Below are 15,181 nucleotides of genomic sequence, written 5' to 3'. Positions count from 1 at the left end.
ACGAGAAAAAGAGTGGGGTTTAGCATGATGGAATTTACATATACATTTCATTTTTTTCTAGTTGTCATTTCGATTTTAATGGTAGTGAGTTATGCATATACAGCATTTGATTTTCATGAAAAGGCCTTAAATATGGTGCTTTCATATAGAAAGATTTGGATAATAGGTAGTGCTCTTGCATTTGGAGCTGGAATTTGGATTCTACAATACATTGTTATATTGGGATTGTCGTCGGCATCATCAGCTCACTATCAGCCATGGTTTGTTGCTACTTCACTACTAATTCCTGTATGTGGTTCATTTCTTTCATTTCTCATTCTTACATACAAAAGACATTTAAGGGCTATTTTCTTTGCTAGTATATCAATTGCGCTCTCATTATTTATTTTACAGGTGCTTACTTCTACCTATTTGTTAAACGTTACATACAAGCTTAGTGACTGGTGGAGATTAGCTCTCCCAGGGTCTATTGCTTTTTTTACAACAATTAGTAGTTTATGGCTTGTTTATGGTGTATCGAACGAAAAGGTCTCCTCTTGGGGGAAAATGTTTGGCGCTATTGTACTTGGTATTGGCTCTTCATGTATCTATTATTTGACGATGTCAACGTCTTTAGCAAAACCGCGTTTAAACGTTGAGAATTACAGTGATAACACACTATTACAATATATCGTTTTGACAGGTATCTTTATTATAGCCGTGTTAATTCTAATTAGTGTTGTTCGGGATCGTAAGCTTGAGAAACAGGCCAATCAACTAGAGGAAAGCGAGCACAGATATCACTCACTGGTAGAAAACAGTCCGGACGGTGTGATGCTCTTAAACCTAAACGGTCAAATTCTCAATATCAACCCTTCTTTAGAGAAAATAAGTGGTTATTCCTCTAATGAGGCAAGATTTAAGACTAGCTTTGAGATTGTTGAACAGCGTTTCCTAAAGCGAACAATGGTTTGTTTTGAAGAAACGAAAAAAGGTAGTCCGCAGAAATGTGAATCCGCGATCGTACATAAGCTTGGTCATACCGTTAAAGTTAAAATTGTATCAATTCCTCATATAGTAGGGGGGAAAGTGCAAGGTGTGATCGCTTTCGTAGAGGATATTACAGAGTTAAAAGAAACGGAAGAACTTCTAAGGCGTTCAGAAAAGCTAACTGCAGTTGGAGAATTAGCTGCGGGAGTTGCACATGAAATTAGAAACCCGTTAACTTCTTTAAAGGGTTTTGCGAATATATTACATAGCACTGCAAAGGATGAAAAATCACAAGAGTTTTTGCAAATTATGCTCTCAGAGATTGATCGTATTAATTTCATTGTGAGTGAGTTTATGCTGCTTGCAAGACCGCAAGAAAAAGAATTCGCTGAAAGTGATCTTATCTCTCTACTAAGGCATGTTGTTTCGCTTCTCAAAACGCAAGCAATTTTGAAGGATATTGTGATAAGAACAGACTACGAATTCGACCAATTCATTCTTGTTTGTGAAGAAAACCAGATCAAACAGGTTTTTGTGAATGTGCTGAAAAATGCTATCGAAGCCATGCCCTCAGGGGGAATGATTACATTAAAAGCAACGAAAAATGAAGACGGAGATGCCGTTATTTCAATTAAAGATCAAGGGGTGGGCATTCCAGATCATCAGCTATCAAGAATTGGAGAACCATTCTATACCCTTAAAGAAAATGGTACTGGCCTCGGTTTAATGGTGAGTTTTAACATTATCGAAAATCATAATGGACGCATGACGCTTTCAAGTATCGAAGGTGAGGGGACGCAGGTTGAAGTATGTTTACCTGTGCAAAAAAAGTTAATTTCAGTTAATTAAAACGTGCTGGCATATCGCTAGCGCGTTTTAGTTTATGAAAGCTTCAAATGAAATATAAAAAACCTCACACAGCAAGGTAGTAGTAGCTGAAACGGATTATTTTTATAGTGGAAAAGGTAATGGGAAGGAAATGTGGAATAGAACAGGAATAGGTATTTCTATTCTAAAATTTTAGATGTGGAATAAAATAAAGTTGACAGATATGCGTTTACGCGATACTTTTGTACTAGGGAAACATTTATAGTTGTGTGCATGAAATGTAAAACGAGTTGAGAATTCTCAGCTCTGTTTTTTTAGACGAGTTTTGCCTTCGGGAAACATTTGTTTGTTAGGTGAAAAATTATGAAGATCAGTAATTGTTTTTAACTATTGAAATTGGATAGGCACAGCTCACGAATAAAGCCCATACCTTAGCTTAGAGCTATAGGTATAGGGTGGAAATATAGAAGGAGAGGTAAATTAATATGAAAAAATGGATAGGGGTTCTTTTCACTGCTTTACTATTTCTTATGGTTCTTGCGGGGTGTAGTAGTACTGATGCAGGTAAGGATAGCGAAGGAAAGATTAAAATCACAACTACAATTGGTCAGATTGGGGACATTGCTAAAAACATAGGTAAAGAACACGTCAAAGTTGATTCACTTATGGGTCCTGGAATTGATCCGCATTTGTACAAAGCATCTCAAGGTGATATCAACAAGTTATCGAACGCAGATATTATTTTCTATAATGGTTTACACCTTGAAGGGAAAATGGGAGATATCTTTGCAAAAATGAAAGATGAAAAACCGACTTACCCAGTTGCTGAAGCTATTCCTGAAGATATGCTATTAGTGGATCAAGCAAATTCGTCGGCTGTAGATCCTCACGTTTGGTTTGACATTGAATTATGGAAGTATGCAGTTAAAGAAGTTCGAGATGGTTTAATTGAATTCGACCCAGAACATAAAGCTGATTATGAGCAAAACACAGAAGCGTATCTTGAAGAATTAACTGCTCTTCAAAAAGAAGCGCAGGAAAGAATAAATGAGATCCCTGAAGAGAGTCGTGTACTTGTAACTGCGCATGATGCATTTCAATACTTCGGTCAGGCATATGGTATGGAAGTAAAAGGATTACAGGGCTTAAGTACTGATTCAGAATACGGTTTACGTGACGTTCAAAATTTGGTTAACGTTCTAGCTGATCGAAACATTAAAGCTGTCTTTATAGAAAGTAGTATTTCAGAACGGTCCATTAATGCAGTAGTAGAAGGCTCACGAGAAAAAGGGCATGACGTTGTCATTGGTGGAGAATTATTCTCTGACGCAATGGGAGAAGAAGGTACAGCTGAAGGAACTTACACGGGTATGTACAGACATAACATTGAAACGATAACAGAATCACTGAAATAGTGTAAGAAAGGAGTAAGAGATGAATCCAGTAAATGTATCAAACGTTACAGTTGCATATGATCGGAAGCCAGTTCTACAAGAAATTACATTTGATATGCCAGAAGGGAAGTTAATTGGGGTTGTTGGACCCAATGGAGCAGGAAAGTCGACCCTAATCAAGGCCATATTAGGACTGATCCCAACAGCTTCAGGCAATGTAGAAATTTATGGTAAATCATACAAATCTCAGAGAAAACTAGTTGGGTATGTTCCTCAGCGCGGTTCTGTTGATTGGGACTTCCCAACTAATGCATTAGACGTTGTTTTAATGGGACGGTATGGACATATTGGGTGGTTTAGACGTCCTGGCAAGAAGGACACCGCTATTGCTTTACAAGCGCTTGATAAAGTAGGCATGAAAGAATATGCGAATAGGCAAATAAGCCAGCTTTCAGGTGGACAGCAACAGCGCGTTTTTCTTGCAAGGGCACTTGCACAGGATGCTACTGTTTATTTCATGGATGAACCTTTCGTTGGGGTTGACGCAGCTACTGAAAAAGCGATCATTTCCTTGTTAAATGAATTAAAAGCCCAGGGGAAAACGGTACTCGTTGTTCACCATGACCTTCAAACGGTAAAGGAATATTTTGATTGGACGCTTCTATTAAATAAACGAAAAATCGCCCTCGGACCAACAGAAGAAGTGTTTACAATAGATAATCTGCAAAAAACATATGGTGGTCGGCTTTCGTTTCTTGATACTCAAGTTGACGCATCGCATGTTGTGCAGTCATAAGGAGGGCTTGAAATGTGGAATGAGCTTCTCTCAACTTTGCAGGATGCAAATACACAATGGGTCCTCTTTGGATCCATTCTACTCGGAATTGCGAGTGGGGTGCTTGGTAGCTTTGCTCTCCTTCGAAAGCAGAGCTTGATTGGGGATGCAATGGCTCACGCTGCATTACCAGGTATTTGCCTTGCATTTTTACTTTATGGAACCAAATCTATTGGATGGTTTCTTGTAGGTGCTGCACTATCCGGTTTACTTGCAACCTATTTCATTCAAGTAATCATCAATCACTCAAGAATTAAAGAAGATACTGCAATAGGTTTAGTTCTTTCAGTGTTTTTTGGTTTTGGAATCGTCCTTCTTACTAAAATCGCACAATCTAAGAACGGAAACCAGAGCGGACTTGACGACTTCATATTCGGTCAGGCAGCTTCGCTTGTTGGTAGTGATGTGAAAGTCATATCAGGCGTGGCGATTGTGCTTCTAATCATTACATTTCTCTTATTCAAAGAATTGAAGTTGTTTACATTTGATCGTCAGTTTGCAAAAGGAATTGGACTTCCAACTGGTTTTATAAATGCTTTATTAATGACGCTCATTGTAAGTGCAGTTGTTATCGGTTTACAAGCAGTGGGAGTTATTTTAATGGCTGCCATGCTTATAACCCCCGCTATAGCTGCAAGATACTGGACAAATCGACTTGATCGGATGGTAATTGTAGCAGGGACAATAGGTGCCCTTTCAGGTATTCTAGGTACAATTCTAAGTTCAATGGCGAGTAACTTACCAACTGGACCAGTGATTGTTGTAGCTGCAACGCTCATTTTTGTGATATCACTTGTTTTTGCTCCGAATCGTGGTCTAGTTTCAAAAGGGTTGAGACTATACAGGATTCGTAAACGTGTTGCAAGAGAGACAGTACTCCAAACGATGTATGACCTTGCTGAAGAAGCGAGTCTCTCTAATCAGAGCATGTTATTCTCACGTGAGCAGTTGATTACTAGAAGAAGAATGGCGAATCGAATGCTCAATAAAAATCTTCGGCTACTTAATAGAGAAGGACTATTGAACCAATCAGGTGGAGAATGGGGATTAACGGAAACAGGTGCTAAGGAAGCCTATGAGGTTACATTCAATAATCGCTTGTTTGAAATTTACACAATGTATGAAATGAGATTTGCTTATCTTCAATTAGCAGCAAATGATGCATGGGAGTATGACGAAATTCCTTCAGATACTTTAAAAGAGTTAATGGAATTAATGGCGACACATGAGCATACACCACAGCTCGATCCTGCGCATTTTGCTAAAGGTGAGAAATACTACTTTGCTAACATGGAATCAAAAGGTATTAATAAACGAAAAAGAGAGGTGAAATCATCATGAGCTACGGAGCATGGATCATGTTAACAGGGTCTTTAGTGGGAGTGACATGCGGTATAGTAGGCTGCTTTCTTATTCTAAGAAAAATGGCCATGCTAGCAGATGCAATTAGCCATACCGTACTACTTGGTATAGTGCTTGCGTACCTCGTGAGTCACTCTCTTGAAGGAATATATATGCTCATTGGAGCAGGAATCATCGGTTTGCTAACAGCTTTTCTAGTGCAGGTTCTCGACTCAAGTGGAGTGCAATCAGATGCTGCAATAGGCGTTGTGTTTACTTCGCTATTCGCATTTGGAGTTATTCTTCTTTCAGCCTTTGCAGGTAAAGTCCATCTTGATGTTAATCATGCGCTTATGGGCGAAATTACATTCATTCCTTGGAATACGTTAACGATTGGAGGAATGGATCTAGGACCATCCGCTGTATGGATGCTAGGTAGTGTTCTATTAATCAACTTAATTTTAATATTCTTATTCTATAAAGAGATTAAAATAAGTTCTTTTGATCCTGCATTGGCTTCAGCAATCGGAATACCAGTCATGTTTATTCATTATCTACTCATGTCAATGGTGTCCATTACAACAGTTGCGTCATTTGATAGCGTTGGGGCTATTCTGGTCGTAGCGATGCTTATTGTGCCTGGGGCAACAGCCTATTTACTAACAGATAAACTTCTGGTCATGTTGGTCATAAGTGCAGCGATCGGTGTTATAGCAGCAATCGGTGGTTATTATGCTGCACTAGTTTGGAACATTTCCATTTCAGGATCAATGGCATCTATAGCTGGGCTAATATTTGCAATGACGTTCATCCTTTCACCGAAACATGGATTAATGTCAAAAATCATAGCGAAAAGAAGTATTGTTGCTGAACAGTCTTAGTATTTTAACGCGATGAATTACAAAAGAAATGATTCTAAACTATATGAAAATTATGTGATCTATAGTATAGTAAGAAAATGCGATAGCTTGTTCCCACAAGTCTATCTCCTCAATTAGCAGCCCTGAAAACGAATGCTGGATTCGTTTTCAGTGCTATTTTTAGTTCTCACTTGAAAACTATATATTTTCTCTGCAACATTTTTGGGTTGAAAGTAATGGTTTATGGGAATAGAACTAACGGACTAATTATTAGATAAATCGGAAGGAGATATTACATGGAAACAGGTAACGCTGCAAAAGCGAAAGCACGTCAGGCAACAAATGACGTTAAGCCTTGGATCAGAGGTTTTGCTAGAATGGGTTACATTGCAAAAGGGATAGTTTACCTTGTAATCGGAATACTAGCTGCTCAAGCAGCTCTTGGACCAGGTGGGAAAACAACAGATTCCAAAGGGGCTTTTACAACAATAGCAAGTAAACCCTTTGGCGAGGCACTACTCTGGTTATTGGCTATTGGTTTGATAGGATATGCTTCGTGGAAGATTATTCAGGCTTTTAAAGATCCGGATAATAAAGGAACAGGCATGAGGGCTTTAGGAAGCCGAATCGGTTATTTCAGTAGTGGAATTATACACCTATTCCTCGCTTACAGTGCTGTTTCCATCATTATGCGAGCTGGAAGTTCATCATCTGGTGGTAAGCAATCATGGTCCTCCAAATTATTAGGACAGCCATTTGGTCAATGGGTACTTGGGTTTGTTGGCCTTTGTTTTGTCGTATTTGGAATCTATCAAGCAGTTCGAGCATATAAGAAATCCTTTATGAAGCATCTCAAGCAACATGAAATGCACAATCAAGAAGAATGGTGGGGAAAACGTGTTGGCCAATTTGGGTTTACTGCACGTGGAGTTGTTTTCGGTCTCATCGGTGTTTTTATTATCCAAACGGCTATTACAGCTGATCCGGATAAAACAAAAGGACTTGATGGCGCTTTATCAGAACTTGCAAAGCAGTCCCATGGAGCGATTCTTCTTGGAGTCGTTGCATTTGGATTAATAGCATACGGGATATTTATGTTCGTCATTGCCAAAAATAGAAGAATGAATATATCATAATAGATTAACGAATGAAGTAGGTGTTAAAGGTGGAAGATGTAACATTAGAAGAAGCTAAGCGGAATCTTATTCATGAATCTCTTTATTTTCTATATCTTTATGGAACGAATTGTTCCGTTTGTCACGCCTTATTACCTCAAGTAGAGGAAGTACTGAAAGACTTTACACAAATAAAGAGTGGCAAGCTTAACGTACATGAGATTCCTGAAGCAGCTGGAGAGTTCTCTGTATTTACAATTCCTGTTCTATTGCTATACGTTGAAGGAAAAGAGTCAATTAGGGAAGCACGATTTGTGAATATAGAATCATTCCGTTCTTCTATTAATCGGATCATTACAATGATGACCTAAAAGCGCCCAATATGGGTGCTTTTTTGGTATAAAAAGAAACTTACCAGGGTACGAGAATAAAAGTATAATTAATCTATCCCCCTTAGGAAAGGAACATTGTGACTTAAAAATGAACGACTCCAAGAAACTTATTTCTTCTTCAGAGCAATCTTTATTTATTGTTTTACTCGTATTTAGTATCGTCATGTATCTGTTATTATTTTTCTCTATTTTAGGTGTAGCTATAGCTATTGCTTTATGGCTTGTATCTATCTTTGCTCATGGAATTAAAATCGGTCAAATCCGAAGTAATGGTGTAAAGATAAGCCCACTTCAATACCCAAAGGTTTATGAGAGAGTGATTGATTTATCGACAAGAATGGAGATTGGAAAAGTACCAGATGTATATGTTGTTGAATCATCAGGAATACTGAATGCTTTTGCAACAAGACTACTAGGTCGCAATATGGTTGTCCTGTATTCGGATATCTTTGAATTAATAGAAGAAGAAGCTGAGGAAGAAGTAACCTTTATTATTGCTCATGAACTTGCTCACATAAAACGAAATCATATACTTAAACAGATGCTCCTTTTGCCCGGAAATATTATTCCTTTTTTGGGAGCGGCGTACTCAAGAGCGTGTGAGTATACGTGTGATCGAATGGCAGCTAACATGATCAATAGTGGTGAACGAGCGAGTAATGCCTTAACAATTCTAGCTGTTGGAAAACGTTTGTATCATAATGTTAACCAAGATGCTTACATTGAACAGTTACAATCAGAGAAGAGTTTCTTTGTATGGCTAAGTGAGAAGCTTTCAACACATCCAGCTCTACCTAAACGAATTGCTGCAGTAGAGCATCTTATGGAAATGAGACAGAAAGAAGATTTTCCTGCACCTCGTAGGAAACTCGCTATTCTTTCAATCGTCCTTTTCGTTGTTGTAGGAGGTAGTGCTGGAGCTGTTGTACTCACTTCACAGTATATTGTACCGGTCTTTTCTGCCGCTTTTTCAGATGAGATACTTTATGGAGGTGCTGAAGCAACCCCATTAATGGAATCTATAATGGCAGATGATTACGATACGTTTCATGCTCTACTAACTGAAGAGGACCTTAATGAAACAGATGTGGATGGTTGGAATGCTCTCCATTATGCAGCTAGGTATGGCGAAGATGAAAGAATACTTCAGGAACTCCTTGATCATGGTCTGTCCCCTGATGAGCGTGATGATTTTGGTATTAGTGCTCTAGTCATTGCAATAGAAGAAGGTTCCATCACGAAAGTTGACCGTCTTCTTGAATCAGGAGCAGACCCGAATCTTAAGGATATAGACGGATGGACTCCCCTTTTCTATTCTGTTTATAGTGAGCAACCAGACAACCTCAAAATATCTGAACAATTACTTGACTACGGTGCTGACTCTTCCGCACAAGATGATCAGGGAATGACTGCTATTGATCTTGCGGGAGATATGGAAGATACAGAACATTTGAAACTTCTATCACAGTAAGATTAGGTGGCTAATAGAATTTTTGATAAAAACTGTTTGATACAGTTGCGCGTGCTGAGCACGCGCTTTTTTTGTTTCTTTTAGGTAATTTTAAACAAAATAAGTAAATGTTTGAGCTGTGTTTTGTATAATTCACAGTTTTTTTATTTTTTAGAAAAATAGGTTGAACCTTTTTTGAATGTTGTTATATAATACTAACAAATAAAACAAATTGTATTATAACAGATAGGAGGAAGTAAAAATGGATTGTTATACATGTTATGGAAATGGTGAGTTGGAATGTCCGCATTGTAATGGGAAGGAAAGAAAAACAGAAGGGTGTCATCACTGTGAGGGTGAAGGTTGCGTAGGGTGTCATCGCTGTAATAGTAGCGGTCGCTTAGAATAGGAGGGGAAGCGATGATTGAGGAGAAATGTGAAAGCGTTAACTCTAACGGAAGAAGCCTTTTGACACAGGAAGCGATGGAGTTTCTTCTGAAACTTCATCGTCAATTTGAAACAGAAATGAGAGATCTTCACGAGCTTGTAAAGCAAAGCGAGGAAGAGCAAAAAGGATTTCTTCCAAATACGAAATCCGTTCGTGAAACTAACTGGACTGTTAAGCCTGTTAGAGCAGACCTTCAAGATCGTCGCGTAATGGTTAGACATTCTGCTTTAGATCAAGAGCGACTTCGAAGCTCATTAAAGATGGGTGCAAGACTTTTTGCTGCTGATTTTATGAGCGACCAGTTTTCACCTTATAATCAACGAATGAATTCACACGCAAATGTAAATGAAGAAATTAAACAATATAGCAACAATGTGAACGTATATCCTACTTCATTCATGATGATCCCACGACAGTGGAACATGAAAGAAGAGAACGTAATCGTGGATGGAACAGCAATGTCAGCTGGACTATTTGATTTTGGATTATACCTGTTTCATAACACGGTTCCATTGTTGGAAAAAAGATCTGCACCCTATTTCGGATTAACAGGATTTACGTCTTACTATGAAGCAAGATTTTGGAACAGAGTTTTCTCTTTCGCTGAAAGAGAGATGAAACTTTTAGAAGGAACAGTTAAAGCTTCTGTACTACTAGGAAGTAATAGTATATATCAAGCGGAAGAAATGCTTTATGAATTAAGGGATCACTGTGCCGGGCTCCATTATGAAACAGATAAAATGGAAAACATCACCGATGCCGCTCGATACTTAATAAAAGTTGGTCACAAACGAAGCACGCATGTCATTTGTGATAATTCTATTAAAGGTTGTGATAAAACTACGAATACGTTAGAACAATTTGAATTGGAAACAGTTGGAGTAGTTGAAGGGTTTGATGGAACCTGTGTATCTGATATCAATACGATTGACATGGTGAACGCCATTTATAACCACTATATGCCTGAACCTAACCAGATCTGGAAGAAGCGAAATGACTGTATTACATTAATGGAAACAGCGAATGAGTTGACCGTATAATCTAAATTTTACTCATAACTAGGAGGAAACCATAATGACGAATGAAAAAACAGCATCTATTCAAGAGAACTGGAAACAGGAAAGATTTAAAGGTATTGAACGACCATATTCACCTGAAGATGTACTTAAGCTTCAAGGTTCGATTCAAATCGAATATACTCTTGCTAAAAGAGGAGCTGAACGTCTCTGGAAACTTGTGAACGAAGAGGATTTCGTAAATGCTCTTGGTGCACTAACAGGTAACCAGGCGGTTCAACAGGTGAAAGCTGGCTTGAAAGCCATATACTTAAGCGGATGGCAAGTCGCCGCAGATGCTAACCTCTCTGGACAGATGTACCCTGATCAAAGTTTGTATCCTGTTAACAGTGTGCCGCAAGTTGTGAAGCGCATTAATCAAGCTCTTCAAAGAGCCGACCAAATTGAGCATTCTGAAGGGATTCATGAAAGAGAATGGTTTGCTCCGATCGTTGCTGATGCAGAAGCTGGTTTTGGTGGTACATTGAATGTATTTGAGCTAATGAAATCGATGATTGAAGCAGGTGCTGCAGGAGTACATTTCGAAGATCAACTATCGTCCGAGAAGAAGTGTGGCCATCTTGGAGGTAAAGTCCTCCTTCCAACACAGCAGGCGGTGAAGAACTTAATTTCAGCGCGTCTTGCAGCAGATGTTATGGGAGTACCAACGCTAATTATTGCAAGAACAGATGCTAATGCGGCTAATCTTATTACAAGTGACGTAGATAAGTATGACCATGAATTTCTAACAGGCGAGAGGACTCCTGAAGGATTCTTCTATACAAAACCTGGTCTTGACCAAGCGATTGCACGAGGACTTGCATATGCACCATATGCAGATCTCATCTGGTGTGAGACGTCAGAGCCTAATCTTGAAGAAGCGCAAAAGTTTGCAAATGCTATTCACGAAAGATTCCCTGGAAAACTTCTCGCGTATAACTGCTCTCCATCGTTTAACTGGAAGAAAAAGCTTGATGATGAAACAATTGCTAAATTCCAGCGTGAACTAGGAAAAATGGGTTATAAGTTCCAGTTCGTTACGCTTGCAGGATTCCATGCGCTTAACCACAGTATGTTTGAATTGGCAAGAGACTATAAAGATCACGGTATGGCTGCTTACTCAAGACTGCAACAGGCAGAGTTCGCTAGTGAAGTGGATGGTTATTCCGCAACTAGACACCAACGTGAAGTTGGAACGGGTTATTTTGATACAGTGTCACAAGTTATTACAGGTGGAACTTCTTCTACAACTGCACTTAAGGGTTCAACAGAAGAAGAGCAATTTACATCGAAATAATATGAAAAACCGGCTGAATTTCAGCCGGTTTTTTGGTTGAGATAGCCTGGTAATTAAGAGTTATGCTCCAACCTTAGTAATATTAGCCATATGCAAAACAGAATCAAGCAGATATCCGCGAAATTCATGATATATCCGCGAAAAACGAAATATATCCGCGATATTTTCGATATATCCGCGAAAATCAAATTATATCCGCGAAACTGGGTTTGGGAATGGCGGGGTGTAGCCAGTTTCGCTTTTGAGATCTAGCTGCAGTGGCCAGACCCTCGGTCACTTCACCATCCAACTCGAACACAAAGAACGTGTTCAAGTTGGATGGTTCCAGTGCCTGCCGGGTCTAACCGGCCACTTCCGCTTTTCGTTAGATCCAGCTACAGCCCCCAGCCTCTCGATCGCTTCACCTACCAAAATGAACACAAAGAACGTGCTCTTTTTGGTAGGCTCCAGCGCTTGTCGAGGCTAAACGGGGGCTTGCGCTTTTCATGAGATCTAGCTGCAACTCGCAGAAACTACGATATTTCACTCTTTCACCAGAACACAAAGGGCGTGTTCTAGTTCAAGAGCTCCAATATCTTCGTTTCTAAACGCTCGTTTCCGCTTTTCGTTAGATCTAGCTGCAGTGGCCAGACCCTCGGTCACTTCACCATCCAACTCGAACACAAAGAACGTGTTCAAGTTGGATGGTTCCAGTACCTGCCGGGTCTAACCGGCCACTTCCGCTTTTCGTTATTTAAATTTAATTCCTGATTCTTCTACTTTGCCGCTTTCTGTTGCTTCGACTAGTGTGTCGAGGGCTTTATTTAGGACTTGTTTGTGTTGTTCTTTGTTGCCTGGTTGTCCTACTGCGCTGCCGAATGGGAAGCGATTGTAGAGAGAGCGAGGGATGTTAACGTGTTCGCTGATTTCTTTTGACATTGTAAGGGCAACTGTTGCAATGCCGTGTTCTTCAAGTACGCGCGCGACCAGACCGGCCGACTGTTGGCAGACTGGTCATGAAGGGACCAATAGGGCAAAGTCTACGTTTTCTTGAAGAAGTTTTTTTGCCACCTCTTTAGCTGTTACGTTTTTTAGGGGATGAGGCGTTGGGATATAACCCATAAAGCTGTAGTGCGTATTGGCGAGTTCGCCAATGCGACCTTCTGATTGGAGCTCTTTCATTACATCCAGTGGGAAAAGAACGTTTGGATCTTGTCTTACATTTGTTTGGTCGTAATGTTCATGTGAGAAAGAAACGTCTTTAAGGTCAGTATCAACTGGAATTTCGCGATAAGATGGATCACCTAATCCATAATTATCATTGAAAGGTGTTTGACCTTTTACGTATACTCCGCCAGTTGTAATGACGACGCCTTTTGCGTTGTTAAGGTCTTTAGTGAAGGGTGTAAATGGTGCTGTTTCATTCTTTTCATAACGAAAAGACGGTACCCAGTTTTGTTGAACGGCTTGTTCTACTTTTTCAATCATGCTTACTCCTCCTTCCAATACAATGTAGTTTACCTTTTGGTTTTAGCACGTATGTAAAAAAAACGAAAGTAAAACGGTTTGACGAGCATAATTACGCCTTTTCCTAAATACGATGAGTAGTAAACGAGTGAGGAGGGACAGGCCGGTATGAAACAAAGAAGAACTGCCTATAGGATATGATCGTGCGCTTCTTCATTTTTCTCGTCGGTTTTGGACTCTCTGTTGCAGGTGGTGTTACGTTAATTCTTGAACTTAATTTAATTATTATTGGACATAGTCTCATTGACTATTTCGTCTATATCTCACAAACACCAGAGTTATATTTATTTGCTTCAGGGATCCTAGTGGTTTGGTTTAGCGTGTATTGGCCACGTTTCTAAATTAATAAGAATTGTGGTTTCTCCGCTAATGTCCCTTCCCGAAATAGCAAATGACCATACCTTATACTGTAGGCAATTATCATGATGCCCATCAGGAAAGGGAGGACACATATGAATAATTACATTCCCATGCAAGGGATTTATCATAGTGCTTATCCGGATACCAGAATATCTCATGAAATGAGACAGTACGCTTATCAACGACCATTTCCGATAATTGGAGCTGCTTTTGCGGGTGGTCTTGCAGGCGGTCTATTGGGAGCTCTTGTAATACCAGGGATATATGGCGGCTACGGCTATCCAGGAGGTGGGTATGGTTATCCTCCTGGATATGGTGGTGGATACCAGGGCTATGGGCAACCGGGATATGGAGGCTACGGTGGGTATCCAGCATATTATGGTGGTCGACCGCCATACGGGTATGGTCCATATCGTTAATTGAATGGTGAATGAAAAAATGCAAAAAGCAAAGGCTTAATCACCTTTGCTTTTTGCATTGTGTTAAAACGGTTCCCATGCAATCGTTCTGGCTTTCTCGAAACGTTTGTTGACTTCTTCCCAGTTCACAACTTTCCACCAATTGTTGATATACTGCTTTCGGTTATTCTCATATTGAAGATAATAGGCATGTTCCCAAACATCAAGGGCTAGCAATGGAACAACGTCCCATTGACTTAAATTCTGATGTTTTTCTGCTTGAAGAATTTCAAGTCTTCTCGAAACAGGTGACCATACGAGAATAGCCCAACCTGAACCTTCTACTTTATTAGCGGCATTTGTAAACTGTTGTTTAAATTGATTGAAGCTGCCAAAACTTTTATTAATCTCTTTTACAATAGACCCTTTTGGTGTCCCCCCATTTGGACTCATGATCCTCCAAAAAAGCGTGTGGAGATAATGACCTGCACCGTTAAAAGCTAATTCACGTTCCCAGTGTTTAATTAAGTCGAACTTTTCATTTTTTCTTGCTTCTTGTAAAGCTAATTCTGCTTTATTTAAGCCATCTACATAGCTTTGGTGATGGATATCATGGTGTAGTCTCATAATCCGTTCAGAGATAGAAGGTTCTAGACCATTGTAAGCATAAGGGAGAGGAGGAAGTGTGTGACCACCTATTGGAACAGTTCGTTGTACTCTTGAAGCTGCTTGAAATTCATCATATAATCTTTGGGCTTTTTCATAAACATTTTTATCAATTACTCCTGTTCGAAGTTCTAACTCCTGAAGCCATTCTTCCGTATTAGAAATTAATATATTTTTTATTTCGTTTTGAATGAAACTGGAAGTAAGGTGGTTTCGAAATGTGTAACCCCATGACAGCAACACTTGTGTACTATTCGTATCCAATTA

Annotated in this window: 15 protein-coding genes; 12 read left to right on the top strand and 3 right to left on the bottom strand. The window is 39.5% G+C overall.

All coding sequences use genetic code 11. From position 1 onward, the window contains the following. Nucleotides 1–27 precede the first annotated feature (27 nt). The 10 genes from FBF83_RS04185 to aceA all read left to right on the top strand — a co-directional run bounded on the left by FBF83_RS04185 (nt 28) and on the right by aceA (nt 11,984). Complete coding sequence (locus tag FBF83_RS04185; protein WP_169525168.1) at nt 28–1,818, top strand: ATP-binding protein; 1,791 nt, start codon at nt 28–30, stop codon at nt 1,816–1,818. Nucleotides 1,819–2,282: 464 nt separating this feature from the next. Continuing rightward, the gene (locus tag FBF83_RS04180) at nt 2,283–3,212 is read left to right on the top strand and encodes a metal ABC transporter solute-binding protein, Zn/Mn family (RefSeq protein ID WP_136945856.1); all 930 of its coding nucleotides are present in this window, start codon (nt 2,283–2,285) and stop codon (nt 3,210–3,212) included. Nucleotides 3,213–3,231: 19 nt separating this feature from the next. Beyond that, a complete protein-coding gene (locus FBF83_RS04175; protein ID WP_136945855.1) occupies nt 3,232–3,987 on the top strand; it encodes a metal ABC transporter ATP-binding protein in 756 nt (251 codons plus the stop codon). 12 nt (nt 3,988–3,999) lie between these two features. After that, a complete protein-coding gene (locus tag FBF83_RS04170) occupies nt 4,000–5,367 on the top strand; it encodes a metal ABC transporter permease (RefSeq protein ID WP_136945854.1) in 1,368 nt (455 codons plus the stop codon). Next, a complete protein-coding gene (locus tag FBF83_RS04165; RefSeq protein ID WP_136945853.1) occupies nt 5,364–6,248 on the top strand; it encodes a metal ABC transporter permease in 885 nt (294 codons plus the stop codon). The genes FBF83_RS04170 and FBF83_RS04165 overlap by 4 nt, the downstream gene beginning before the upstream one ends. A 275-nt stretch (nt 6,249–6,523) precedes the next feature. Beyond that, nucleotides 6,524–7,363, top strand: a complete 840-nt coding sequence (locus FBF83_RS04160; RefSeq protein ID WP_136945852.1) for a DUF1206 domain-containing protein — start codon at nt 6,524–6,526, stop codon at nt 7,361–7,363. 29 nt (nt 7,364–7,392) lie between these two features. Beyond that, nucleotides 7,393–7,713 carry a thioredoxin family protein gene (locus FBF83_RS04155; RefSeq protein ID WP_240687966.1) on the top strand — a complete coding sequence of 107 codons (321 nt, stop codon included), beginning with the start codon at nt 7,393–7,395 and terminating at the stop codon, nt 7,711–7,713. A gap of 109 nt (nt 7,714–7,822) precedes the next feature. Then, nucleotides 7,823–9,205 (top strand): M48 family metallopeptidase, encoded by a 1,383-nt coding sequence (locus FBF83_RS04150; protein WP_136945850.1) that lies wholly within the window; start codon nt 7,823–7,825, stop codon nt 9,203–9,205. A gap of 399 nt (nt 9,206–9,604) precedes the next feature. After that, nucleotides 9,605–10,672: a hypothetical protein gene (locus FBF83_RS04145; protein WP_136945849.1), complete on the top strand. Its 1,068-nt coding sequence runs from the start codon at nt 9,605–9,607 to the stop codon at nt 10,670–10,672. Between the two features lie 34 nt (nt 10,673–10,706). Then, complete coding sequence (aceA, locus tag FBF83_RS04140) at nt 10,707–11,984, top strand: isocitrate lyase (protein ID WP_136945848.1); 1,278 nt, start codon at nt 10,707–10,709, stop codon at nt 11,982–11,984. A 729-nt stretch (nt 11,985–12,713) separates the two neighbouring features. Here the strand turns inward: aceA and FBF83_RS04135 are convergent. After that, nucleotides 12,714–12,902, bottom strand: a complete 189-nt coding sequence (locus FBF83_RS04135; protein WP_136945847.1) for a hypothetical protein — start codon at nt 12,900–12,902, stop codon at nt 12,714–12,716. A 75-nt stretch (nt 12,903–12,977) separates the two neighbouring features. Beyond that, nucleotides 12,978–13,451 (bottom strand): glycine/sarcosine/betaine reductase selenoprotein B family protein, encoded by a 474-nt coding sequence (locus tag FBF83_RS04130; protein WP_136945846.1) that lies wholly within the window; start codon nt 13,449–13,451, stop codon nt 12,978–12,980. A 176-nt stretch (nt 13,452–13,627) separates the two neighbouring features. Here FBF83_RS04130 and FBF83_RS04125 point away from each other — a divergent pair, with 176 nt between their 5' ends. Together FBF83_RS04125 and FBF83_RS04120 are read left to right on the top strand one after the other, a co-directional pair. Next, nucleotides 13,628–13,831 carry a hypothetical protein gene (locus FBF83_RS04125; protein WP_136945845.1) on the top strand — a complete coding sequence of 68 codons (204 nt, stop codon included), beginning with the start codon at nt 13,628–13,630 and terminating at the stop codon, nt 13,829–13,831. A gap of 111 nt (nt 13,832–13,942) precedes the next feature. Continuing rightward, on the top strand, nt 13,943–14,269 hold the full coding sequence (locus FBF83_RS04120) for a hypothetical protein (protein ID WP_205665299.1): 327 nt from the start codon (nt 13,943–13,945) through the stop codon (nt 14,267–14,269). A 63-nt stretch (nt 14,270–14,332) separates the two neighbouring features. On the opposite strand, the gene FBF83_RS04115 is transcribed toward FBF83_RS04120, so the two are convergent. After that, complete coding sequence (locus tag FBF83_RS04115; RefSeq protein WP_136945844.1) at nt 14,333–15,178, bottom strand: superoxide dismutase; 846 nt, start codon at nt 15,176–15,178, stop codon at nt 14,333–14,335. Nucleotides 15,179–15,181 lie beyond the last annotated feature (3 nt).

The organism is Guptibacillus hwajinpoensis, from assembly GCF_005144865.1.
GTDB lineage: Bacteria > Bacillota > Bacilli > Bacillales > Guptibacillaceae > Guptibacillus > Guptibacillus hwajinpoensis_A.
Note: the sequence above shows the minus strand (reverse complement) of the source record. Positions and strands in the feature narration are given on the sequence as shown.

Coding starts and splice junctions, on each gene's coding strand:
- FBF83_RS04185 (WP_169525168.1), top strand. CDS start 28: ATGGAATTTACATATACATTTCATTTTTTTCTAGTTGTCATTTCGATT.
- FBF83_RS04180 (WP_136945856.1), top strand. CDS start 2,283: ATGAAAAAATGGATAGGGGTTCTTTTCACTGCTTTACTATTTCTTATG.
- FBF83_RS04175 (WP_136945855.1), top strand. CDS start 3,232: ATGAATCCAGTAAATGTATCAAACGTTACAGTTGCATATGATCGGAAG.
- FBF83_RS04170 (WP_136945854.1), top strand. CDS start 4,000: ATGTGGAATGAGCTTCTCTCAACTTTGCAGGATGCAAATACACAATGG.
- FBF83_RS04165 (WP_136945853.1), top strand. CDS start 5,364: ATGAGCTACGGAGCATGGATCATGTTAACAGGGTCTTTAGTGGGAGTG.
- FBF83_RS04160 (WP_136945852.1), top strand. CDS start 6,524: ATGGAAACAGGTAACGCTGCAAAAGCGAAAGCACGTCAGGCAACAAAT.
- FBF83_RS04150 (WP_136945850.1), top strand. CDS start 7,823: ATGAACGACTCCAAGAAACTTATTTCTTCTTCAGAGCAATCTTTATTT.
- FBF83_RS04145 (WP_136945849.1), top strand. CDS start 9,605: ATGATTGAGGAGAAATGTGAAAGCGTTAACTCTAACGGAAGAAGCCTT.
- aceA (WP_136945848.1), top strand. CDS start 10,707: ATGACGAATGAAAAAACAGCATCTATTCAAGAGAACTGGAAACAGGAA.
- FBF83_RS04135 (WP_136945847.1), bottom strand. CDS start 12,902: ATGTCAAAAGAAATCAGCGAACACGTTAACATCCCTCGCTCTCTCTAC.
- FBF83_RS04130 (WP_136945846.1), bottom strand. CDS start 13,451: ATGATTGAAAAAGTAGAACAAGCCGTTCAACAAAACTGGGTACCGTCT.
- FBF83_RS04125 (WP_136945845.1), top strand. CDS start 13,628: ATGATCGTGCGCTTCTTCATTTTTCTCGTCGGTTTTGGACTCTCTGTT.
- FBF83_RS04120 (WP_205665299.1), top strand. CDS start 13,943: ATGAATAATTACATTCCCATGCAAGGGATTTATCATAGTGCTTATCCG.